17 protein-coding genes are annotated in these 21,737 nt (G+C 53.7%); 12 read left to right on the top strand and 5 right to left on the bottom strand.

What is annotated here, in order from left to right; genetic code table 11:
* The first annotated feature begins 85 nt into the window (after nt 1–85).
* Together J5067_RS16465 and J5067_RS16460 are read left to right on the top strand one after the other, a co-directional pair.
* Nucleotides 86–220 carry a hypothetical protein gene (locus tag J5067_RS16465; protein WP_264651578.1) on the top strand — a complete coding sequence of 45 codons (135 nt, stop codon included), beginning with the start codon at nt 86–88 and terminating at the stop codon, nt 218–220.
* 220 nt (nt 221–440) lie between these two features.
* A complete protein-coding gene (locus J5067_RS16460; RefSeq protein ID WP_264651577.1) occupies nt 441–1,364 on the top strand; it encodes a LysR family transcriptional regulator in 924 nt (307 codons plus the stop codon).
* Nucleotides 1,365–1,372: 8 nt separating this feature from the next.
* Here J5067_RS16460 and J5067_RS16455 read toward each other — a convergent pair whose 3' ends face one another.
* Nucleotides 1,373–2,284 carry a LysR family transcriptional regulator gene (locus tag J5067_RS16455; RefSeq protein WP_264651576.1) on the bottom strand — a complete coding sequence of 304 codons (912 nt, stop codon included), beginning with the start codon at nt 2,282–2,284 and terminating at the stop codon, nt 1,373–1,375.
* Between the two features lie 134 nt (nt 2,285–2,418).
* Here J5067_RS16455 and J5067_RS16450 point away from each other — a divergent pair, with 134 nt between their 5' ends.
* The 4 genes from J5067_RS16450 (at nt 2,419) to pspG (ending at nt 5,439) form a co-directional block, all read left to right on the top strand.
* Nucleotides 2,419–3,297 (top strand): MBL fold metallo-hydrolase, encoded by an 879-nt coding sequence (locus J5067_RS16450; RefSeq protein WP_264644646.1) that lies wholly within the window; start codon nt 2,419–2,421, stop codon nt 3,295–3,297.
* Nucleotides 3,285–3,941, top strand: coding sequence for a DsbA family protein (locus J5067_RS16445; RefSeq protein WP_264644645.1), 657 nt, complete (start codon nt 3,285–3,287; stop codon nt 3,939–3,941). Before J5067_RS16450 ends, J5067_RS16445 begins: the two co-directional genes overlap by 13 nt.
* Nucleotides 3,942–4,050: 109 nt before the next feature.
* Nucleotides 4,051–5,055 (top strand): tRNA dihydrouridine(20/20a) synthase DusA, encoded by a 1,005-nt coding sequence (gene dusA / locus J5067_RS16440; protein WP_264644644.1) that lies wholly within the window; start codon nt 4,051–4,053, stop codon nt 5,053–5,055.
* A 162-nt stretch (nt 5,056–5,217) separates the two neighbouring features.
* The gene (gene pspG / locus J5067_RS16435; RefSeq protein WP_264624700.1) at nt 5,218–5,439 is read left to right on the top strand and encodes an envelope stress response protein PspG; all 222 of its coding nucleotides are present in this window, start codon (nt 5,218–5,220) and stop codon (nt 5,437–5,439) included.
* 393 nt (nt 5,440–5,832) lie between these two features.
* Here pspG and J5067_RS16430 read toward each other — a convergent pair whose 3' ends face one another.
* Nucleotides 5,833–6,822: a quinone oxidoreductase gene (locus J5067_RS16430; protein ID WP_264644643.1), complete on the bottom strand. Its 990-nt coding sequence runs from the start codon at nt 6,820–6,822 to the stop codon at nt 5,833–5,835.
* A 128-nt stretch (nt 6,823–6,950) separates the two neighbouring features.
* On the opposite strand from J5067_RS16430, the gene dnaB reads away from it, so the two are divergent.
* Together dnaB and alr are read left to right on the top strand one after the other, a co-directional pair.
* The gene (gene dnaB, locus J5067_RS16425; protein ID WP_264644642.1) at nt 6,951–8,357 is read left to right on the top strand and encodes a replicative DNA helicase; all 1,407 of its coding nucleotides are present in this window, start codon (nt 6,951–6,953) and stop codon (nt 8,355–8,357) included.
* 38 nt (nt 8,358–8,395) lie between these two features.
* Complete coding sequence (gene alr, locus J5067_RS16420) at nt 8,396–9,475, top strand: alanine racemase (protein ID WP_264644641.1); 1,080 nt, start codon at nt 8,396–8,398, stop codon at nt 9,473–9,475.
* Nucleotides 9,476–9,520: 45 nt separating this feature from the next.
* Here the strand turns inward: alr and J5067_RS16415 are convergent, their stop codons facing one another.
* Nucleotides 9,521–10,903 carry an amino acid permease gene (locus J5067_RS16415; RefSeq protein WP_264644640.1) on the bottom strand — a complete coding sequence of 461 codons (1,383 nt, stop codon included), beginning with the start codon at nt 10,901–10,903 and terminating at the stop codon, nt 9,521–9,523.
* A gap of 360 nt (nt 10,904–11,263) precedes the next feature.
* Here J5067_RS16415 and J5067_RS16410 point away from each other — a divergent pair, with 360 nt between their 5' ends.
* The 4 genes from J5067_RS16410 (at nt 11,264) to J5067_RS16395 (ending at nt 15,871) form a co-directional block, all read left to right on the top strand.
* Nucleotides 11,264–11,728: an Lrp/AsnC family transcriptional regulator gene (locus J5067_RS16410; RefSeq protein ID WP_264651575.1), complete on the top strand. Its 465-nt coding sequence runs from the start codon at nt 11,264–11,266 to the stop codon at nt 11,726–11,728.
* 263 nt (nt 11,729–11,991) lie between these two features.
* Nucleotides 11,992–12,606: a YitT family protein gene (locus J5067_RS16405; RefSeq protein WP_264644638.1), complete on the top strand. Its 615-nt coding sequence runs from the start codon at nt 11,992–11,994 to the stop codon at nt 12,604–12,606.
* A 96-nt stretch (nt 12,607–12,702) separates the two neighbouring features.
* Nucleotides 12,703–13,896, top strand: a complete 1,194-nt coding sequence (locus tag J5067_RS16400) for an amino acid aminotransferase (RefSeq protein ID WP_264651574.1) — start codon at nt 12,703–12,705, stop codon at nt 13,894–13,896.
* Between the two features lie 430 nt (nt 13,897–14,326).
* Nucleotides 14,327–15,871 (top strand): sensor domain-containing diguanylate cyclase, encoded by a 1,545-nt coding sequence (locus tag J5067_RS16395; RefSeq protein WP_264651573.1) that lies wholly within the window; start codon nt 14,327–14,329, stop codon nt 15,869–15,871.
* A 509-nt stretch (nt 15,872–16,380) separates the two neighbouring features.
* Here the strand turns inward: J5067_RS16395 and J5067_RS16390 are convergent.
* Nucleotides 16,381–18,048 (bottom strand): methyl-accepting chemotaxis protein, encoded by a 1,668-nt coding sequence (locus tag J5067_RS16390; RefSeq protein WP_264651572.1) that lies wholly within the window; start codon nt 18,046–18,048, stop codon nt 16,381–16,383.
* Nucleotides 18,049–18,702: 654 nt separating this feature from the next.
* Nucleotides 18,703–21,534 (bottom strand): excinuclease ABC subunit UvrA, encoded by a 2,832-nt coding sequence (uvrA, locus tag J5067_RS16385; protein WP_264644634.1) that lies wholly within the window; start codon nt 21,532–21,534, stop codon nt 18,703–18,705.
* Nucleotides 21,535–21,737: the final 203 nt, after the last annotated feature.

The raw sequence follows: 21,737 nt of genomic DNA, 5'->3' as shown, positions 1-21,737 counted from the left end.
GATTTCATAGGTTCGCGACGCTGGTCCTAGCCAGCAATGACTACGCCAATTCAGCACAGCGGGATGAAAGTTATATGTCGGGTGTATGACAACCGTATGTCAGCGCAAGCTGGGAACAGAGCGTACCCAACGGGTGACGCACGACATTCCCGGTCATGGTGCACATTGCGCGATATCGATGTTTGACTCTGGTGAAATGCCCCTGCATGAAGTGCAGTAACCCGATGATAGTTCAGCCTCATGGCTTCATCCATTCAGAGGCCGTGAACACAGTGATAACATTACCGTCATGTGACATTAACCGCAGAAAATATGCTTAGCCATTGATTGAGCAGCCATCAAGCGCGATTTCCTCCGCATTTGGTGAAAAAATAAATAAATCCCGGCCAAGCTATTCATTTATGATATCGGTCAGCGAGGCAACCACGACTGAGGCCACGATGCCGACCATTTCACTGCGCCACATTGAAATTTTTCATGCCGTCATGACCACCGGTAACCTCACCGAGGCCGCCGCGTTGCTCAATACCTCGCAACCCACCGTCAGCCGCGAGCTGGCGCGCTTCGAGCATCTGGTACACATGGCGTTGTTCGAGCGGGTACGCGGACGCCTGCACCCTACGGCACAGGGACTACAACTGTTCGAAGAGGTGCAACGTTCCTACTACGGGTTGGATCGCATCATCAATGCCGCGCGCGACATTCGGCGCTTTGAACAGGCACAGCTTTCTATCGCCTGCCTGCCGGTGTTTTCTCAGTCCTTGCTCCCTAACGTGTGCAAACCGCTGCTGGACAGCTATCCCTCGCTCAGCCTGAACGTCATTCCTCAGGAGTCGCCACTGTTGGAAGAGTGGCTGTCAGCACAGCGCCACGATCTCGGGCTGACAGAGAACAGCGTGACGCCCGCAGGCACCGAGCGACATACCCTACTCACGTTGAACGAAGTGTGCGTGTTGCCCGCACAGCACCGTTTAGCCGCGCGCCAGATACTGACGCCAGAAGATTTTCGCCATGAGCGATTTATCAGCCTTTCAAGCAGCGACAGCTATCGCCAACTGCTGGACAAACTGTTTGATAACGCAGGAATAGCGCGTGATATGGTGCTGGAAACCCACAGTGCGGCATCGGTGTGCGCCATGGTGCGCGCCGGCGTCGGCATTTCTATCGTCAACCCGCTCACCGCGTTGGACTACGCCGCCTCCGGCGTAGTGGTGCGCCCATTTAGCGTCGCGGTGCCTTTTACCGTCAGTCTGATTCGCCCGCTGCACCGCCCGGCCTCCGCGCTGGTCGACACCGTGATCACCCATCTAACGCACTATACGGCAGGTATTGCCGAGCAACTGGACGCGGTGCTGGTGCGCTGAGTCGCTCATTATTCCGCTTGCAGCGCCAGCCAGCGCGGCTCATGCGCGAACCAGTGCACTAAAAAATCCAGCAGCGCACGCAGCGCAGGCGGCATATGCTGACGAGAGGCGTAAATACCGTAAATGCCCATATCCTGCGCTCGATACTCTGTCAGCAGCGGCACCAGCGCACCGCTGGCAAGATGGCGCTGAACCGAATAGCGCGGTTGCAGCGAAATGCCTGCACCTTCCAGCGCGCTGGATAACAACACCAGCGATTCATTGCCGCTCAGATTGCCGCTGACGGGTACGGTAACCGGCTCATTATCATGGGTAAAATTCCACAGACTTTTGCCAAAGTAGGTGTAAGTCAGGCAGTTGTGCAACGAAAGATCGCTCAGTTGACGCGGCATCCCCTGTTTTGCCAGATAAGCAGGCGCGGCGCACAGCACGGACGCACATTGGCCGAGCGGGCGCGCGATCAGGTTGGGGTCGAGCGCATTGGTGATGCGCAGTGCCAGATCGATACGATCCTCAACCAAATTGATCGCACGGTTATTCATCTGCATATCCACCGCCACGCCCGGGTGGCGTTGCAAAAATGCCGTAACCGCCACGCCCAGCGCCGTTTGCCCCAGCGATTGCGAGCAGCTAACGCGCAACAGCCCACCGATAGAATCCACATCCGAGGCGTTTTCCACCCGCATATCTCCCGCCAGCGCCAGCATCTCACGACAGCGTTGTAAGGTTTTTTCACCCGCATCGGTTAAACTCAATTTACGCGTGGTGCGATGCAGCAGGCGTGCCTGCGCCCAGGTTTCCATTTCATTCAGGTAGCGGCTCACCATGGCGCGCGACATGTCCAATACCTCGGCGGCAGCGCTCATGCTCCCCCGTTCAACAATAGCGACAAACACTTCAGCAGCAGTAATGCGATCCATGATTAGCTCGATTTATGCAACAGAGAAGCCACCATTTAGCCATTTTTATTCCGATAATTGCAACTTAAGATAGACCCCGTTGCGTACTTTTAAACAAATCGAATTTTTAACGAATAACGAATGGAGTTCCTGCTATGAAAAAATCGACCTTAACGCTGGTTGCCGCCGCCGTCCTGAGTATGACTACCGTGGCCCACGCCGCCTCCCCGTTGAAGCTTGAAGTCTTTAACCCTGGCGAAGCCAGTATCTTCCCGGTCTCTTCTGCACTGGTTGTCGGTGAACATGAAGTCGCGCTGATTGACGCCCAGTTCCAGCGTAACGATGCGCAAACCCTGTTGGGTCGCATTAAAGCCACCGGCAAGCCGCTGAAAACCATTTATATCAGCCATTCCGATCCGGATTATTACTTTGGTCTGGATGTGATCAAGGCCGCCTTCCCGGACGCGAAAGTGATTGCCACTCCGGCAACCATCGCGGCGATCGAAGCCAGTCAGGCAGGTAAAGTGGCCTACTGGGGCCCGATCATGAAAGAAAATGCGCCGCAAAAGATCATTGTGCCAACCCCGTTGAAGGGCGACAGCTTCACTGTTGACGGTCAGAAACTGGAAGTGAAAGGCCTGACAGGACCTACGCCGGATCGCACTTTCGTCTGGATCCCGTCGCTGAGCACCGTGGTAGGGGGGATTCCGGTTTCCGCCAATATCCACCTGTGGATTGCCGATACCCAAACGCCGCAATCTCGCGCAGACTGGCGTCAGACGTTACAACAGATTGAGCAGTTGAAACCGAAACAAGTGGTGCCGGGTCACTTCCTGCCGCCGATGGATTACAGCCTGAGCAGCGTCACGTTCAGCCTGCAATACCTGAACACGTTGGAAAAAGCGCTGGCTACCAGTAAAGATTCAGCCGCGTTGATCGACACCATGAAAAAGCAGTACCCCGACCTGCACGAAGAGTCCAGTCTGGAACTGAGTGCCAAAGTGCTTAAAGGTGAAATGAAATGGCCGCAGTAACCCTGCACTATATTTATGACCCGCTGTGTGGCTGGTGCTACGGTGCCGCGCCACTGGCGCAGGCCGCACATGCAATGTCAGGCGTCAATGTGGTGCTGCACGGCGGCGGCATGATGACGGGCAGCAACCGCCGTCAGGTCACGCCGCAGTGGCATGACTACGTACTGCCTCACGATCAGCGAATCGCAGAGCTGACCGGCCAGCCTTTTGGCCGACCTTACTTCGATAAGCTGCTGCGCGACACCAGCGTAATACTGGATTCCGCGCCGCCGACGGCAGCCGTTATCGCAGCAGAGCGCATGGCCCACAAGGGCTATGAGATGCTGCACCATGTGCAACGAGCGCATTACGAACAGGGCAGAAAAATCGCTGATGCCGCCGTATTGGCACAGTGCGCCAGTGAGATCGGATTGGACCCCGTTGCTTTTGCCAATGAGTATGCCTTCGTTACCGCTGATGGCCTGGAGCAACATTTCAAGGAAAGCCGTGCATTGCTGGCGAACGTGGGTGGACATGGTTTTCCCACCTTCGTGCTGGAAACCGCCGACGGCAGTAGAGAGATTGTCCAGACGGTCGAATTTCTGGGCAATATGGATGCGTGGCGCGCCTTTTTGCAGGTTAAGATCGGTGGATTTGCTGCGTAAGCGGTATTCACTACCCGTAAGCCGGTGTCGATGATGCCGGCTTTCAATGATACACTGTGCTCAGGTTTCCCTGTATTGGGATCACGATTGACCAGACACAGTAAGACGTATGCACCCATCTTCTGATACTCAGCACCACTTTCCCGCACAACGCTTCTCCATCGCGCCGATGCTCGATTGGACCGATCGTCATTGCCGCTATTTCCATCGTCAGTTGACGCGTCAAACGCTGCTGTACACCGAGATGGTCACGACCGGTGCCATTATTCACGGCAAGGGCGATTATCTGGCTTACAGTGATACCGAGCATCCGGTGTCGTTGCAGTTGGGCGGCAGCGATCCTGCCGCACTGGCGCAGTGTGCGCAGTTGGCAGAGCAACGCGGCTACGATGAGATCAATCTCAACGTCGGTTGCCCTTCGGATCGCGTGCAAAATGGACGCTTTGGTGCCTGCCTGATGGCAGAAGCTGAACTGGTGGCGGATTGCATCAAAGCGATGCGCGATCGGGTGTCGATCCCGGTTACGGTGAAAACCCGTATCGGCATCGACGATCAGGATAGCTACGCTTTCCTGTGCGATTTTGTTCAGACCGTAGCAGAGCGCGGCCAGTGCGATACCTTTATTATCCATGCGCGCAAAGCCTGGCTTTCTGGCCTGAGTCCGAAAGAGAATCGCGAGATCCCGCCGCTGGATTATCCGCGCGTCTATCAGCTCAAGCGCGATTTTCCGGCATTGACCATCGCCATTAACGGCGGGGTAAAAACGCTGGAAGAGGCAAAAACCCATTTGGCGCAGCTCGATGGGGTGATGATGGGGCGCGAAGCCTATCAAAATCCCGGCTTGCTGCTGGATGTCGATTCGCAACTGTTCGGTATTGATGCGCCCGCCGTCAGCCCGTTTAGCGTGGTGGAAGCGATGTACCCTTACATTGAGCGTGAACTGACGAACGGAACCTATTTGGGCCATATCACCCGCCATATGCTGGGCTTGTTCCAAAGTATTCCCGGCGCGCGCCAATGGCGTAGACACTTAAGTGAAAATGCCCACAAACCCGGCGCAGGCATCCCGGTGGTGGAAGCGGCGCTGGCGCTGGTGCGCGATCGCGTAGCATAAAAAACACTAACAGTTAGTCAAAATAACCACAACCTGCCGTCCGCATCAACATTCCCTTCTGATAAATCAATACGTTATCAGAGGGGAAAGGTTGGCATGCTTCTTGTAATACCCCCGTAGCGATTGCCGTTAGCACGGCACACCTGACTGAGGAGAGGAATCATGCTGGAATTTTTGTTCGTTGTGGGCTTTTTTGTGATGTTAATGGTCACCGGAATTTCACTGATTGGCGTACTAGGCGCGCTGGTCATTGCCGCGGTGGTGATGCTGGTGGGTGGATTGATTGTCACCGCCATCAAAGTGCTGCCCTGGCTGCTGCTGGCGGTGGCGATCGTCTGGCTGTGGCGTTACTGGCAGCAAAAACCGCTGCGTGATTACCGCTGACACCGCGCGTTGTGACGGCAGCAACAAATACCGCTTCTGAGCACCACGGCCCCGGTAATTTACGCCAATTTTGTGCGCCAGCAGATATTTTTTCCCCTAAGCCGCTGTTAGGATGGCGGCTCTTGGTCACTATGACTGCCTCCATGTAGCAAGGCGGTTTGCGTAACCGGCAACACGCACAGGACACGCGGCCTGCGCGAGTCAATAAAAAATGATTTCATCCGCGTCAGAGCATCATCATCCAAAAAAATTACGCCTCGATGCGCTGACGTTCGCCACGCTGTACCCTACATACAGCATGATGAAATATCGAAAATAATGCAGCAACAAGGGCCCCGTTTGGGGCCCTTACTTTTTATACTTACCACCTAACGACCTACTACCGCGGTTCGCTTATCGTCCCGGGATCAGCAGGCAGGAACCGTGCGTCTGGCGACTCTCCAGTGCGCGATGCGCCTTTTGCGCTTCCGACAGTCCGAAGATCTGGTTGGCAGAAACATCCACGTTGATAGCACCGCTGGCAATCAGCGAAAACAGCTCGCGGCTTGCTTTATCCAGCTCTGCGCGGTTGGTCACGTAGCCAAACAGCGATGGGCGCGTCACGTAAAGCGACCCTTTCTGGTTCAGAATGCCGAGATTCACGCCGGTCACCGGGCCGGAAGCGTTACCGAAGCTGACCATCAAACCGCGACGTTGCAGGCTGTCGAGCGAGGCTTCCCAGGTGTCTTTGCCCACCGAGTCGTACACCACGGGCACCTTCTGCCCCTCAGTTAATTCCAGCACCCGCTGCGCGATGTTCTCGCTGCGATAGTTGATGGTCGCCCAGGCTCCCGCCTGACGAGCCAGCGCCGCCTTGTCATCTGACCCGACCGTGCCGATCAGGTTTGCTCCCAGCGCCTTGGCCCACTGGCAGGCGATCAGGCCAACACCACCGGCGGCCGCGTGGAACAGGAATGTCTCGCCGGGCTTAATCTCATAGGTTTCACGCAACAGGTAGTACACCGTCAGCCCTTTCAGGAACGACGCCGCGCCCTGCTCAAAGCTGATAGCCTCCGGCAGGTGCGCTACGCGATCCGCCACCACATTGTGCACCGCACTGTAAGCGCCCAGCCCCGCTTGCGCATACACCACGCGATCGCCGACCTGAAAGCCGTTAACGCCCGCGCCGATTTTCGCCACCACACCCGCCGCCTCCGTGCCCAGCCCAGACGGGAAGGTTTGCACCGGGTACAGTCCACTGCGCACATAGGTATCGATAAAGTTGATCCCAACAGCACGATTTTCAATTTGTACTTCACCCGCAGCCGGTTCACGCGGGGTAAAATCAACGTACTCCAGTACCTCAGGGCCGCCGTGGGCGCTGAATTGAATGCGTTTTGCCATGTTTTCTCCTGATGCCATCCGGTGCGATAAACACGCGGGCGCAAGTGTAGAACGGTTTTTATCACGTCAGTTTCGTATACAATGCCTCCTTATGGAATGACAAATCAACCAATAAAGAACGTAATCCCATGGCAGAAAAGCGCACCGCACCCCCATCGAAACAGCCCCGCGACCGACAGGTGGAAGGGTTAAAGCTTCCACCGCACTCGCTGGAAGCGGAACAGTCGGTTCTGGGCGGTTTGATGCTCGACAACGAACGCTGGGATAACGTCGCAGAACGCGTCGTCGCTAACGATTTCTACAACCGCGCCCACCGTCTGATGTTCAGCGAAATGCAGCGCCTGTTGGAATTGAACAAGCCCATCGATCTCATCACCCTGTCCGAGTCGCTGGAGCAAAAAGGCGAGCTGGATACGGTCGGCGGTTTTGCTTATCTGGCAGAGTTGGCGAAGAACACCCCCAGCGCCGCCAACATCAGTGCCTACGCCGATATCGTGCGCGAACGGGCAGTGGTGCGTGAGATGATCGCCGTTGCCCATGAAATCGCCGATGCGGGCTACGATCCGCAGGGCCGCAGCAGTGAAGATCTGCTGGATCTGGCGGAGTCGCGCGTGTTTCAGATCGCCGAAAACCGCGCCAGCAAGGATGAAGGCCCGAAAAGCATCGACCGTATTCTGGAAAATACCGTCTCACGCATCGAGCAGTTGTACCAACGCCCGCACGACGGGGTGACCGGGGTTTCCAGCGGGTATCAGGATCTGGATAAAAAAACCGCCGGACTGCAAAAATCCGATTTGATTATCGTCGCGGCGCGCCCCTCCATGGGAAAAACCACCTTTGCCATGAACCTGTGCGAAAACGCCGCCATGATGCAAGAGAAGCCGGTGCTGATCTTCAGTCTGGAAATGCCCGGCGAACAGATCATGATGCGTATGTTGGCCTCGCTGTCGCGCGTCGATCAAACCCGTATCCGTACCGGGCAGTTAGATGATGAGGACTGGGCGCGTATCTCCAGCACCATGGGCATTCTGCTTGAGAAGAAGAACATGTATATCGATGACTCTTCCGGCCTGACGCCCACGGAAGTGCGCTCCCGTGCGCGCCGCGTTTTCCGCGAACACGATGGTCTGAGCCTGATCATGATCGATTACCTGCAACTGATGCGGGTGCCCTCCTTGTCTGATAACCGAACGTTGGAAATTGCAGAAATCTCTCGTTCACTCAAAGCATTGGCAAAAGAATTGCAGGTGCCTGTGGTCGCGCTCTCTCAGCTTAACCGAGGTTTGGAACAGCGAGCGGATAAACGGCCAATCAACTCCGATTTGCGTGAATCTGGCTCCATCGAGCAGGATGCCGACCTGATTATGTTTATCTATCGTGATGAGGTTTATCATGAAAACAGCGATTTGAAAGGCATCGCTGAGATTATCTTGGGGAAACAGCGTAACGGCCCTATCGGTACCGTTCGGTTGACCTTCAACGGGCAGTGGTCGCGTTTTGATAATTACGCCGGTCCACAATACGATGATGAATAAATAGCGCACCTGAGCGGGCTGCGTTAAGGACAGTAGAAATGAAAACGGCAACCGCCGTCATCAGTCGCCGCGCATTGCGTCACAATATGCAACGCGTGCGTCAGTTAGCGCCTAACAGTCGGCTGGTCGCCGTCGTCAAGGCCAATGCATACGGTCACGGCGCAGTGGAATGCGCCACGACGCTTGGGGAGGCAGACTGCTTCGGCGTCGCCCGACTCTCGGAGGCGCTGGCACTGCGCCAAGCTGGCATCACCAAACCCATCCTGTTGCTGGAAGGGTTTTTCTCTGCCGATGACCTTCCTCTCCTGGCGCAGCATCAATTGGAAACCGCGGTGCACAGCGTCGAACAATTGACGGCACTGGAGCAAGCCGATTTGCCGCATCCTCTGACCGTGTGGATGAAACTGGATACGGGTATGCACCGTCTGGGTGTGCGCCCTGACCATGCTGAGGCGTTCTATCAGCGACTGACGCAGTGCCGCAATGTGGTGCAACCGGTGAATATCATGAGCCATTTTTGCCGCGCCGATGAGCCTGAGTTCAATACCACCCTGAAACAGATCGCCTGCTTTGATGCCTTTACCGAGGGGAAACCCGGCGCGCAATCTATCGCGGCTTCCGGCGGCATTCTGCTGTGGCCACAGGCGCACCGCAATCAGGTACGACCGGGGATTATTCTCTACGGCGTATCACCGCTAGCCACGGAAACCGCCACGCATTTTGGGCTGCAACCGGCGATGACGCTGACCTCACACCTGATCGCGGTGCGCGAGCACAAAGCGGGTGAAGCCGAAGGGTACGGCTGTACCTGGACCAGCGAGCGCGATACCCTGCTCGGCGTGGTCGCGATGGGTTATGGCGATGGCTACCCGCGCTCAGCACCGTTTGGTACGCCAGTGCTGGTCAATGGCCGTGAAGTGCCGTTGGTTGGACGCGTATCGATGGATATGTTGACGGTCGATCTGGGGCCGGATGCGCAGGAGCAGGTGGGCGATGAGGTGATATTGTGGGGAGATGCGCTGCCGGTAGAGCGGATCGCCGCACATACCAAGATCAGCGCTTACGAACTGATTACCCGCGTGACACAGCGCCTGGTGCTGGAGTACCTCGACGATTAACGTTTACGCATAAAGGCGTACCGCAGGGTACGCCCTTTTCACCAATTACACGTCACTGACCGCGATATCTACTGGCGTGCGATTACGGTTCTTCACTCGGTAAGCCACCGCCATTGCTACCAGCCACACCGGAATCAGCCATACCGAGATCTGGATACCGGGAGTAATCGCCATGATCACCAGAATCCCCGCCAGAAACAGCAGGCAAATCACGTTGGTTACCGGGTAGCCCCAGCTTTTGAAACGCGTTTCTTTTGCAGCTGCTTGCATCGCATGGCGGAACTTGAGGTGTGTAATGCAAATCATCGCCCAGTTGATCACCAACGCGGACACCACCAGCGCCATCAGCAGCTCAAACGCTTTGCCCGGCATCACGTAGTTCAACACCACGCACAGCCCGGTTGCCAGCGCCGATACGCCCAGCGCATTCAGCGGAATGCCGCGTTTGTTGATGCTTAACAGTGCCCGTGGTGCGTTGCCCTGTTTCGCCAGGCCAAACAGCATGCGGCTGTTGCAGTAGACGCAGCTGTTGTACACCGAGAGCGCCGCAGAGAGCACCACCAGATTGAGCACGGTCGCCACCACGTTGCTATCCAGCGCGTGGAAAATCAGCACAAACGGACTGCCGCCTTCCACCACTTTCTGCCACGGGTACAGCGACAGCAGCACCGCCAACGCGCCCACATAAAACAGCAGGATGCGATAAATAACCTGATTAGTGGCGCGCGGAATACTTTTTTCCGGCTGGTCAGCCTCGGCGGCCGTGATCCCTACCAGTTCAAGACCGCCAAAAGAGAACATGATGACCGCCATTGCCATCACCATACCGCCAAAACCATTGGGGAAAAAACCACCGTATTGCCACAGGTTGGCTACGCTGGCTTCCGGCCCACCGCGACCGCTCATCAATAGATAACACCCGAACGCGATCATGCCGATGATCGCCGCCACTTTAATGATGGCAAACCAGAATTCCATTTCGCCGTACACCTTCACGTTAGTGAGATTGATGGCGTTAATCAGCAGGAAGAAAACGGCCGCAGAAACCCAGGTCGGCACATCAGGAAACCAGTATTGAATGTAAATACCGACGGCGGAGAGCTCTGCCATGCTGACCAGCACATAGAGCACCCAGTAGTTCCAGCCGGACATAAAACCGGCAAAGTTGCCCCAGTATTTATTGGCGAAATGGCTAAAGGAACCGGCTACAGGCTCCTCCACCACCATTTCCCCTAACTGACGCATAATGAAAAAGGCGATAATCCCGGCAATCGCATAGCCCAACAGTACCGATGGCCCGGCCATTTTGATGGTTTGCGCAATCCCCAAAAACAGCCCGGTTCCCACCGCGCCCCCTAATGCGATCAACTGGATATGGCGGTTTTTTAACCCTCTTTTCAGTTGATCCGTTGTCTGCGGTGTATCCATGACATTCCCCGAACAAGATGTTGTGTTGGCAATCTCATAGCAACAATCAGGCCAGCCTCAGCAATGCCACGACGGACGCCTGCCATAAATGAAACTAATACCATGAATATATTCATTATTTTTATTATCACTGTGCATGATAGTGCATGGCAGTAAAAAACAGATTGATGCATAAACAGGCAACTTAATGCACGAAATGCCCTTAATTGCATCACTCCACGCACGATATTGCGCCAACACGGTGCATGCCCATTTATTGTGCAATCGCCCCGAGAACCGGGATGTGAAAAGAAGCGGCACGCGCTGACAAAAAGCTGTTAGTCTGTTTTATCTCCCGATACATCATGCGGATAAAGCACCATGTACCAGATAGACGATTATGATTTGAAAATGCTGACCTTACTGCAAACCAACGGTCGCTTGACCAATCAGGAGCTAAGCGAACTGATCGGGTTATCCGCATCGCAGTGTTCTCGCCGTCGCATTGCGCTTGAGCAGGCTCGGCAAATCCTGGGCTATCACGCCCGCCTGGCACCCAATGCCATCGGCCTGGAGTGTCTCGGTTTGATCGAAGTGCGCCTGATCAACCATACCGCCGTCTACGTGGAGCGCTTTCACCAGATGCTGGGAGAGGTGGATGCGATCATTGATGCCTATAAGACCACCGGCGATGCCGACTATTTACTGAAAGTTGCAGTAGCCGATCTGCAAGGACTGAGCGATCTGATCAGTCGCATTTTATCGCAGAATAAAAGCGTCTCTCACCTGAAGACCTCGGTGGTACTGAATCGCCTGAAAGAGAATGGGCTCATGTTGCCTAACTGAAGGTTTGCACCCTATTAGGGCAAGGCGCTTCCTTTTAGTGCATGAAAAGAACAAGAACACGCGCATAACCTTCAAATCATGCGTGAATCACGCAAAAAATTAAGTTTTATGCATTTTTTGTGCAAGGCGTAATTGCAGTATTTCAATAACTTATAGTTATTATCGGTGTTACTGCGCCAGCTACTCCGCTGTCAGCGCCATTTTTGGTGCACTTTTTGCTTTGGTTGCGTCACATTTTGATTTTTTCTGCCATTGAGCACACCATGGATAACGTTGTTGCAACTGAAAATCTAAAACACACGCTGCTGGAGGATGTTCTGGCGCTGTTGATTGGCTCACTGATGGTGTCTTTTGGCATTATCTTGTTACGCCAATCTGGCGCGCTCACCGGCGGCACGGCAGGGATGGCGTTCCTGCTACACTACATTACGCATATCTCGTTCGGCACCATTTTCTTTCTGATCAACCTGCCGTTTTATTATCTGGCCGTGCGCCGCATGGGCTGGCATTTCACCATCAAGACCTTCTGTGCCGTCGGGCTGGTTTCTCTGCTGTCAGACGTGCATCCGCTGTTTGTTCACTTCGATAAACTTCAGCCTTTCTATGCCACGCTGTTTGGCAACATTATCATTGGGTTGGGATTTATCGTGCTGTTTCGTCACAAGGCAAGTCTGGGTGGCGTGAATATTTTGGCGCTCTACCTTCAGGATCACTACGGCATACGCGCTGGCAAATTTCAAATGGCGCTTGATGTGGTGATTGTGCTGGCTTCACTGTTTGTGGTAAGCATACCTATGCTGGTGGTTTCCGTATTAGGAGCCGTGATTCTTAACTTAATCATTGCGATGAATCACCGCCCGGGGCGTTATACGGTCTAAACGGCGTCCGGGATAAGCGCGCCAGCGATAATAATGATTTACCCGATACCCCGCCGCGCGTTAAGCGCAGCAAATGATTATTTCAGGAGAATAACCGTGTTCCAACATGTCGACGCCTATGCCGGCGATCCCATCCTGTCTCTGATGGAAAAATACAAGCAGGATCCGCGCACAGATAAGATCAATCTCAGTATCGGGCTCTACTACAACGAACAGAACATCATCCCGCAACTGCGCGCCGTGAGCGATGCCGTTGATGTGCTTGAAGCGCAGCCTAAAGCGGCTTCCTCCTATTTGCCCATGGAAGGCTTCCAACCCTATCGTTCCGCAATCCAGACGCTGCTGTTTGGCGCAGAGCACCCGGCGCTGGCCGCTAACCGCATCGCCACTATCCAGACGCTGGGCGGTTCCGGCGCGCTGAAAGTGGGTGCCGATTTCCTTAAACACTATTTCCCGGAATCCGAGGTGTGGGTCAGCGATCCGACCTGGGAAAACCACATTGCTATTTTTGCCGGTGCCGGATTCAAGGTACACACTTACCCCTATTTCGATGCGCAAACGCTGGGGGTAAATGTCGATGCCATGGTTGCCACGCTCGAAAGCCTGCCAGCGCGCAGCATCGTACTGCTGCACCCGTGCTGCCATAACCCGACCGGCTCCGATCTGACCAATGCGCAATGGGATCGCATTATTGAAACGGTGATCAAACACGAACTGATTCCGTTTATGGATATCGCCTATCAGGGCTTTGGCGGCGGCATTGACGCCGATGCTTACGCACTGCGCGCCGTTGCCAGCGCGGGCGTTCCGGCCTTGATTGCCAACTCCTTCTCCAAGATTTTTTCTCTGTATAGTGAACGCGTTGGCGGGCTTTCCGTGGTGTGTGAAGACGCCGACAGCGCGCAGCGCGTGTTGGGGCAGTTGAAAGCCACGGTGCGCCGTAACTACTCGACACCGCCGAATTACGGTGCTCAGGTGGTTTCTAACGTGTTGAATGATGCAGCGCGCAATGCGGAGTGGAAAGCAGAAGTCGAAGAAATGCGTTCACGTATTCTCGCCATGCGTAAAGCGCTGGTGGATGCCCTGAAAGCAGAACTGCCAACGCGCAATTTTGACTACCTGCTGACACAGCGCGGCATGTTCAGTTACACCGGTTTTAGCCCGCTACAGGTAGATCGCCTGCGCGACGAATTTGGTGTTTACCTGATCGCCAGCGGCAGAATGTGTGTTGCGGGCCTGAATTCGGGCAACGTCGCACGCGTCGCCAAAGCGTTCGCTGCGGTTCAATAACGCATATCAAAGGCTTAACGCCCGCGTTAAGCCTTTCCTTTTTGCCATCCCACTCCTCCAACCACTCCCCTTTCACTGTGATTCATAAGAAATTTTTATATAGCGCGACATTGACACCCCGCTTGCGCTGAACTACTACTTAAGACATATCCCATATTTTATTACCCAACAGATTTCGATGGATAGGGCGCAGTCCTCAGCTGAGTCTGAGGTGTACGGGAGCCAGTCTCCCCCTACAGTGAAAGAGAAAGGGTATTTTTCACATTCACTTTCTTAATCATTAACTTACATCATGATGTTGAACAGCCGATCGCTCACTGATTTGCGACAACAATAATAAGCAGAAAAATAATAGATGAAATCATTTCAGAAGCATTTTATTCTTCAAGTCAATTTACGACGTCTCATTCTATTCATCGCACTTTCCGGTATGTCAGTTATTTTTGTAAATAGCTATTTCGCCTTCTACGACACGCAAAAAAAATTATTGACCGATCAGTTTTTTAAAATAAACCTTAACTATTCATTAAAACTCGCAAATACCGTCGAAACTTTTTTTTCCTCTTCCCAGTCACAGCTCAGTTTTAGCGCCCAACTGCTCGCCGATAACATGAAAAATGCCGACACGCTGCAAAATGAGATCGAGCGAATTCGGCAGATTGGCCATCGCTTCAACTCCGTGTCGGTCATTGATAAACAGGGCTATGTTCGCGCGTTCTCGCCATTACAACCAGGGGTCATTGATGCGCGGCTGACATCCCCTTCCCATGCGGCCGCCATTCAGGCCAACACCTTTTTTATCAGCCAGCCCTATGTTTCTCTGATTGGCAACCTGATTGTCTATATTTCTGTTCCTATCCACAATGCCGATGGTGAACAGTTAGGGTACGTCGGCGGTTCTATTTATCTCAACAACCGCAATGCTACAAATGAATTTATGAATTCGCAGTTTGATGACGATAATTACGATACCTTTGTCCTCAATAAAGATGGCACAATTATTTATCATCATGATAAAAATCGAATTGGGCAAAAAATAGACGACAACTCTTTAAAACAGATGGCGCTATTAGGGAATAAAGGCAATTTTCGTCTGACAGATTCACAAGGCGCAACATTTTTAGCCGGGTTTGCCAAAGTTAAACGCGCGGATTGGATTATTCTTACGCTACAAACCGAGGATATTGTCACTCAGGCATTAAATAACGTAATGATTGATGTGACCAAGAAAAGCGCTCCGGTGCTGCTCATCACTTTATTTATGATTACCTTGCTGACCATCTATATCGCCAAACCGCTGCGCATGCTGGGATTGGCAGCCAGCCGTATGGACGATCCCGATGTCATCAGCAAGATTCGCGCAGTATCCTCCTGGTATTTCGAAGTTGAGCACCTAAAGCGCGTTATCCTGTGGGGCACTATTCTGCTGCATAAACGTATTGGAAAACTCAGCTCGCAGGCTCACACCGACCCGCTCACCGGCCTGCTCAATCGGCGTGGATTGCATGAAAACATTGAAATGTCGCTGCTCAACAACAGCGTCGTTTCAGTGATTGTTATCGACATTGATCACTTTAAAAATGTCAATGACACCTACGGGCACGATGTGGGTGATGAAGTGATTAAAATGCTGGGACGGCATCTTAAAACCAACTCGCGCAAAACGGATCTGGTGTGCCGAACCGGCGGTGAAGAGTTTTTGATGCTGCTGCCCGGCATTGATATCCATCTGGCCGTGGTCATCGCCGAGCGGCTTCGCAAAAATGTCGCAGAAATGAGTTTTCCCATCTGCCAACACATCACCATTTCGATTGGCGTAACCTCCTTCCTGCCGAAAGAAGTGCCTATCGATGCCGCACTAAAAACCGCTGATAACGCGCTGTATCGCGCTAAAAAGGCTGGGCGCAATAAAGTGATCGTGCAGGATATCCCTGAGGATTTGGCGCTAATGCTGCATAAGCAGCAAAATGATTAGTGCTGGAGGGGAAAGAAAAACCCCGTAACCTTTTACTTGGCTACGGGTGATATCTATTCCCAACACACTGATATATTACGTAAAGAATAATACTGCCTGTACGGCAGTGAACAGCGGGTTTAGGGCCTGACGGCTTCAGGTTGATTTTCTAAGCTGCCTATGCGGCAGTGCACCGATATCCGGCACGCAGTTGCGCCCATTTCCATTTATAAGCTGCCTATTCGGCAGTGCACTGTGCATGCAAGCAAGTGGGGGCTCCCTCAGCTTTCTAAGCTGCCTATACGGCAGTGCACGATTAAGGCGGCATAGTTATAAATCAACGGGATTTCTAAGCTGCCGTATAGGCAGTTTAGAAAATCACAGATTATCCGGCGGAAAGAAACGCTAGTGCACTGCCGCACAGGCAGCTTGGCAAGTATCAGTTTCATGGACGCAGCGGGTTCGTCGGTTCTCTGCTGTCGAGCAACGTAAATGAATGGGCGCTGCCAATGCTGCGCCCAGAAGAGAGATCAAAACGAGGTCCAGTCCTGATTATTCTGTGCGGAGGTGCCTGTAGCTAACGCCAGCGTAGGCTTGGCAGGCCGGGTAACCGTTGATTCCCGCGCGGTCAACGGCGTGGCAACCGTCTCCCCGGCGTTAAGTTTGAATGCGCTCACCGTATGGGTTAATGCCGAAGCCTGAGATTGCAGCGACATCGCCGCCGCGGCTGACTCTTCCACCAACGCAGCATTCTGCTGAGTCGTGGTATCAATCTGTCCAACGGCGACGTTAATCTGGCTGACGCCATCGCTCTGCTCTTGGCTGGCTTGGGAAATCTCCGCAATGATCGCGTTAACATCCTGCACATGGTTGGTCAAACGACCCAGGGTTTCATCGGCACTGTCTACCAGACTCATCCCGTCCTGAATGTTGCTGACGGAATCATCGATCAACGTCTTAATCTCCTTGGCCGCCGTCGCGCTGCGCTGCGCCAGTGAACGCACTTCGCTGGCAACCACGGCAAAACCGCGTCCTTGCTCACCCGCGCGCGCCGCTTCAACCGCCGCATTGAGTGCCAGAATATTAGTTTGAAACGCAATGCTGTCGATAACGCCGATAATCTCAGCCATACGCTGCGATGACGATTGAATACCGCGCATTTTTTGCGTCACCGAGAGCATCACTTCACTGCTGTTTTTGGCCGCATCCGATGCCTGATGCGAAACCGACGTTGCCTGACGGGTGTTATCGGCGGTGTTCTTGATGGTTGAGGTCAGCTCTTCCATGGAGGAGGCGGTTTGTTCCAGCGAGCTGGCCTGTTCTTCGGTACGCGCCGAGAGATCCTGATTACCGGCGGCAATCTGCGAAGCCGCAGTAGAAATCGCCTCGGCGCCGTCGCGCACTTGACCCACAATATGACGCAAGCTGCTGTTCATGTTATCCAATGCCTTGAGCAGCAAACCGGTTTCATCCTGATGGACAGCCTGTACGTGGTAAGTAAGATCGCCCTGCGCTACGCGATCGGCCAACTCCAGCGCCTGATGAATCGGGCGGGTCACGCTGCGCGTAATCAGCCAGGCGATCATACCGCCCGCCGCTGCCGCCGCCAGGCAGATCAGCACCAGCAGCAAACGCGTTTGATTGTATGTGGCCGTCATGGTGTCGAGGGTTTTGGACATGGTGCCGTTTTGAAAGGCGACCAGTTTGCGCACTTGCTCGCGGTAGTTGCGCTGTATGTCATTCATGGCAGTAGTGAATTCACGCACACCCGCCTCACGATCCCCGGCGTTCAATGACGCGATAATCTTATCGCCAGATGCCAGAAACTGTGGGCGAATCTGTTGGATATCCCGAATAATCTGTTGCGACGCCTCGGGGCTATTGCTGGCGACCAATTTATCCAGCAACTGACCGCCGCGTTTGCGCAGATCGCCCAGCATCTCCAGCGTGCTTTTCACTTGAGCCGGATCGGTAACCAGCAGCAGTCGCTGGTAGGCAACCAGCGTGCTGTTCACCACATCGATAAGATCGGTGGTTGTCACCGTATCAGGATAAACCCGCGTGACAATCAGCTTCGCATCTTCATGAAACAACGATAGTTTCGAGATTGAGAACGCATTGACCACAAACAGCATCAGTACCAGAAAAGCAAATCCACTGCCGAGACGATAACCGATGCGCCAGTTAGCGATATTCATTCTTCACTCCTTCCCATATTGCGTATCACAGCCAGGTTATTCTTCCATTGTTAAATCCCATCAGAATGAGTGATGATCTGTTGCTGGCGAAGCCTGTCTCGCGTTAACACTAAGCAATATAAATGGCTGTTTTGTCGATGTTAGGGAAATAGCATCCCCTCACCCATTATTCAGTGCTATCATCGAAAAAATAAAATCTGACGCTAAGAATTGCGGCTTAATGTTACCCAGCAATCGCCGTCATAATACGTTGCTGATGTTGTTGTCTGCTTCGTTTCGCCCCAGATTACCCCTGATGTCTCTAGGTTTATCGGCAGTAAGCATATCATCTTTACACCATTGATCGTTTTAATCACTTAAAAATTAACAAATAAAAGTCAAAACCTATCAATATGAGTGGATCGATCGACAGAATCATGCAATAAGTAAAAGATACCTCTGCGGCTATTTTTTAATAGGATAAGTGGCGCGTCATACACAGAGAAAATAGAAAATAATTCTCGTGTGATTCTGTTCGAAAGGATATTTATTGCTGAGAGGAATAGCGTGAAATAAGCGCATGACAGCGAAGGCGGTGCTTATCGAAATAAAAAGTAAACGTGGCCCCCTTTATAATCACGACGCCCGGCGCAACACCGGGCGTCGTGAACAGCACTACTTGCGTGCCAATATCGGCTTGAGGAAACGGGCAGTGTGCGACGCTTCGCAATTGGCTACCGTCTCCGGGGTGCCGGACACCAGTATTTGACCGCCACCGCTGCCCCCTTCCGGCCCCAGGTCCACAATCCAGTCTGCGGTTTTAATCACATCCAGATTGTGCTCAATCACCACAATGGTGTTGCCCTGATCGCGCAGCTGGTGCAACACGTCCAGCAGTTGCTGAATATCGGCAAAATGCAGGCCGGTGGTCGGCTCGTCAAGAATATACAGGGTCTGACCCGTTCCCCGCTTGGACAACTCGCGGGAGAGTTTCACACGTTGTGCTTCACCGCCGGAGAGCGTGGTAGCCGACTGGCCAAGACGGATATAGGAAAGCCCCACGTCGATAAGGGTTTGCAGCTTGCGCGCCAACGCAGGAATGGCATCAAAGAAATCACGCGCCTCTTCAATGGTCATTTCCAGCACTTCGTGAATGCTTTTACCTTTGTATTTGATTTCCAGCGTTTCACGGTTGTAGCGTTTGCCTTTGCACTGATCGCAAGGCACATAGATATCCGGCAGGAAGTGCATCTCCACTTTGATGACGCCATCGCCCTGACAGGCCTCACAGCGCCCACCGCGCACGTTAAAACTGAAACGCCCGGGGTTGTATCCGCGGCTTCTCGCCTCTGGCACACCGGCAAACAGTTCACGGATAGGAGTAAATACGCCGGTGTAGGTCGCCGGGTTGGAACGCGGTGTGCGCCCAATCGGGCTTTGATCGATATCGATCACCTTATCAAAATGCTCAAGGCCATGAATCTCACGGTACGCTGCCGGTTCCGCCAGCGTTGCGCCATTGAGCTGACGTTGCGCCAGCGGAAACAGCGTGTCGTTAATCAGCGTCGATTTACCCGAACCGGAGACACCGGTGATACAGGTGAACAACCCGACTGGCAGCGTCAGCGTGACATCTTTCAGGTTGTTGCCCTTTGCACCCACCAGCTTCAACACTTTGGTCGGATCGGCAGGCACCCGTTGCGACGGCACTGAGATTTTCCGCTCACCGCTCAGGTACTGGCCGGTCAGCGATTCAGGCACCGCCATAATCTGTTCTACCGAGCCTTCTGCCACCACCTGACCGCCGTGCACCCCCGCGCCCGGTCCGATATCAATCACATGATCCGCCGCGCGAATGGCGTCTTCATCATGCTCCACCACAATCACCGTGTTGCCCAGATTGCGCAGATGGATCAATGTCTCCAGCAGGCGTTCGTTGTCCCGCTGGTGCAAGCCAATGGAAGGTTCATCCAGTACGTACATCACCCCGACCAGCCCGGCACCAATTTGGCTCGCCAGTCGGATACGTTGCGCTTCACCGCCGGAAAGCGTTTCGGCAGAACGCGACAGCGACAGGTAGTTCAACCCGACGTTCACCAGGAACTTCAAACGATCGCCGATCTCCTTCAGCACTTTCTCGGCAATCTGCGCGCGTTGCCCACTCAGCTTCATGTTTTGGAAGAATGTCATCGCATGGCCGATGCTCATGTCGGAAATCTGCGGCAGCGTGGTCTGTTCGACAAACACATGGCGCGCTTCCTTACGCAGACGCGTGCCGCTGCAACTGGCACAAGGGCGGTTGCTGATGAACTTGGCCAGCTCTTCGCGCACTGCGCTTGATTCGGTTTCCTTGTAGCGCCGCTCCATGTTATTCAACACGCCCTCGAAGGGATGGCGTCGCACGGACGTATCGCCACGATCGTTGATGTATTTGAATTCGATGGTGTCTTTACCAGAGCCGTAAAGAATGACGTGACGAATTTTTTCACTCAGGCTGTCGTAAGGTGCCTCGACGTCAAAGCGGTAATGCTCCGCCAGGGAGCGCAGCATCTGAAAATAGTAAAAGTTACGTCGATCCCAGCCACGAATCGCACCGCCCGCCAGTGACAGCTCACCGTTTTGCACCACGCGCGCCGGATCGAAGAACTGCTGCACGCCCAACCCATCACAGCTCGGGCACGCGCCTGCCGGATTGTTAAAGGAGAACATACGCGGCTCGAGCTCATGCATGCTGTAGCCACACTGCGGGCAAGCAAAGTTGGCGGAGAACAGCAGTTCAGGCAGCTTGCTGTCATCCATATCCGCCACGATAGCGCTACCGCCGGAAAGCTCCAGCGCGGTTTCAAACGATTCCGCCAGACGCTGTGCCAAATCTTCACGCACTTTGAAACGATCGACCACCACTTCGATGGTGTGTTTCTTCTGTAATTCCAGCTTGGGCGGATCGGAAAGATCGCACACCTCGCCGTCGATACGGGCGCGGATATAGCCTTGTGTCGCCAGGTTTTCCAGCGTTTTGGTGTGCTCCCCTTTGCGATCTTTAACAATGGGCGCAAGCAGCATCAGGCGAGTACCTTCCGGCTGCGCCAGCACGTTATCCACCATCTGGCTAACCGTCTGCGCCGCCAGCGGCACATCGTGATCCGGACAGCGCGGCTCACCCACGCGGGCAAAGAGCAGACGCAAATAGTCGTGAATCTCGGTGATGGTGCCCACGGTTGAGCGCGGGTTGTGAGACGTGGATTTTTGCTCGATGGAAATCGCCGGTGACAACCCTTCGATATGGTCGACGTCCGGTTTCTCCATTAACGAGAGAAACTGGCGCGCATAGGCAGACAACGATTCAACGTAGCGCCGCTGCCCTTCCGCGTACAGGGTATCGAACGCCAGCGACGACTTACCGGACCCCGACAGCCCGGTGACCACAATCAGTTTATCGCGCGGAATTATCAGATTGATATTTTTGAGGTTATGAGTACGGGCACCACGAACTTCGATCTTATCCATTCACATACATCCCGGAGTTAACGCTATTTTCATCATCCCGCAGGCGGAGATAACCGGTACGAAACGTGCAATTATGACACAAAAAATCACCCGCTGCGTTTTTTAGCACCGCAGACGGCGGCTCAGTGGGGGGACAAGCAGAAAAAATACGCTAACAAAAAACTGAATAAATATCCAGTACTCTGATGCAACAATGTAACCAA

Origin of the sequence: Candidatus Symbiopectobacterium sp. NZEC151 (genome assembly GCF_025962655.1) — a bacterium.
GTDB lineage: Bacteria > Pseudomonadota > Gammaproteobacteria > Enterobacterales > Enterobacteriaceae > Symbiopectobacterium.
The sequence above is the reverse complement of the archived record's forward strand: the minus strand, read 5'-3'. Positions and strand labels throughout refer to the sequence as shown.

What these genes read in the sequence shown, in the direction of transcription:
- J5067_RS16465 (WP_264651578.1), top strand. Translation starts at nt 86, where the DNA reads ATGACAACCGTATGTCAGCGCAAGCTGGGAACAGAGCGTACCCAACGG.
- J5067_RS16460 (WP_264651577.1), top strand. Translation starts at nt 441, where the DNA reads ATGCCGACCATTTCACTGCGCCACATTGAAATTTTTCATGCCGTCATG.
- J5067_RS16455 (WP_264651576.1), bottom strand. Translation starts at nt 2,284, where the DNA reads ATGGATCGCATTACTGCTGCTGAAGTGTTTGTCGCTATTGTTGAACGG.
- J5067_RS16450 (WP_264644646.1), top strand. Translation starts at nt 2,419, where the DNA reads ATGAAAAAATCGACCTTAACGCTGGTTGCCGCCGCCGTCCTGAGTATG.
- J5067_RS16445 (WP_264644645.1), top strand. Translation starts at nt 3,285, where the DNA reads ATGGCCGCAGTAACCCTGCACTATATTTATGACCCGCTGTGTGGCTGG.
- dusA (WP_264644644.1), top strand. Translation starts at nt 4,051, where the DNA reads ATGCACCCATCTTCTGATACTCAGCACCACTTTCCCGCACAACGCTTC.
- pspG (WP_264624700.1), top strand. Translation starts at nt 5,218, where the DNA reads ATGCTGGAATTTTTGTTCGTTGTGGGCTTTTTTGTGATGTTAATGGTC.
- J5067_RS16430 (WP_264644643.1), bottom strand. Translation starts at nt 6,822, where the DNA reads ATGGCAAAACGCATTCAATTCAGCGCCCACGGCGGCCCTGAGGTACTG.
- dnaB (WP_264644642.1), top strand. Translation starts at nt 6,951, where the DNA reads ATGGCAGAAAAGCGCACCGCACCCCCATCGAAACAGCCCCGCGACCGA.
- alr (WP_264644641.1), top strand. Translation starts at nt 8,396, where the DNA reads ATGAAAACGGCAACCGCCGTCATCAGTCGCCGCGCATTGCGTCACAAT.
- J5067_RS16415 (WP_264644640.1), bottom strand. Translation starts at nt 10,903, where the DNA reads ATGGATACACCGCAGACAACGGATCAACTGAAAAGAGGGTTAAAAAAC.
- J5067_RS16410 (WP_264651575.1), top strand. Translation starts at nt 11,264, where the DNA reads ATGTACCAGATAGACGATTATGATTTGAAAATGCTGACCTTACTGCAA.
- J5067_RS16405 (WP_264644638.1), top strand. Translation starts at nt 11,992, where the DNA reads ATGGATAACGTTGTTGCAACTGAAAATCTAAAACACACGCTGCTGGAG.
- J5067_RS16395 (WP_264651573.1), top strand. Translation starts at nt 14,327, where the DNA reads ATGTCAGTTATTTTTGTAAATAGCTATTTCGCCTTCTACGACACGCAA.
- J5067_RS16390 (WP_264651572.1), bottom strand. Translation starts at nt 18,048, where the DNA reads ATGAATATCGCTAACTGGCGCATCGGTTATCGTCTCGGCAGTGGATTT.
- uvrA (WP_264644634.1), bottom strand. Translation starts at nt 21,534, where the DNA reads ATGGATAAGATCGAAGTTCGTGGTGCCCGTACTCATAACCTCAAAAAT.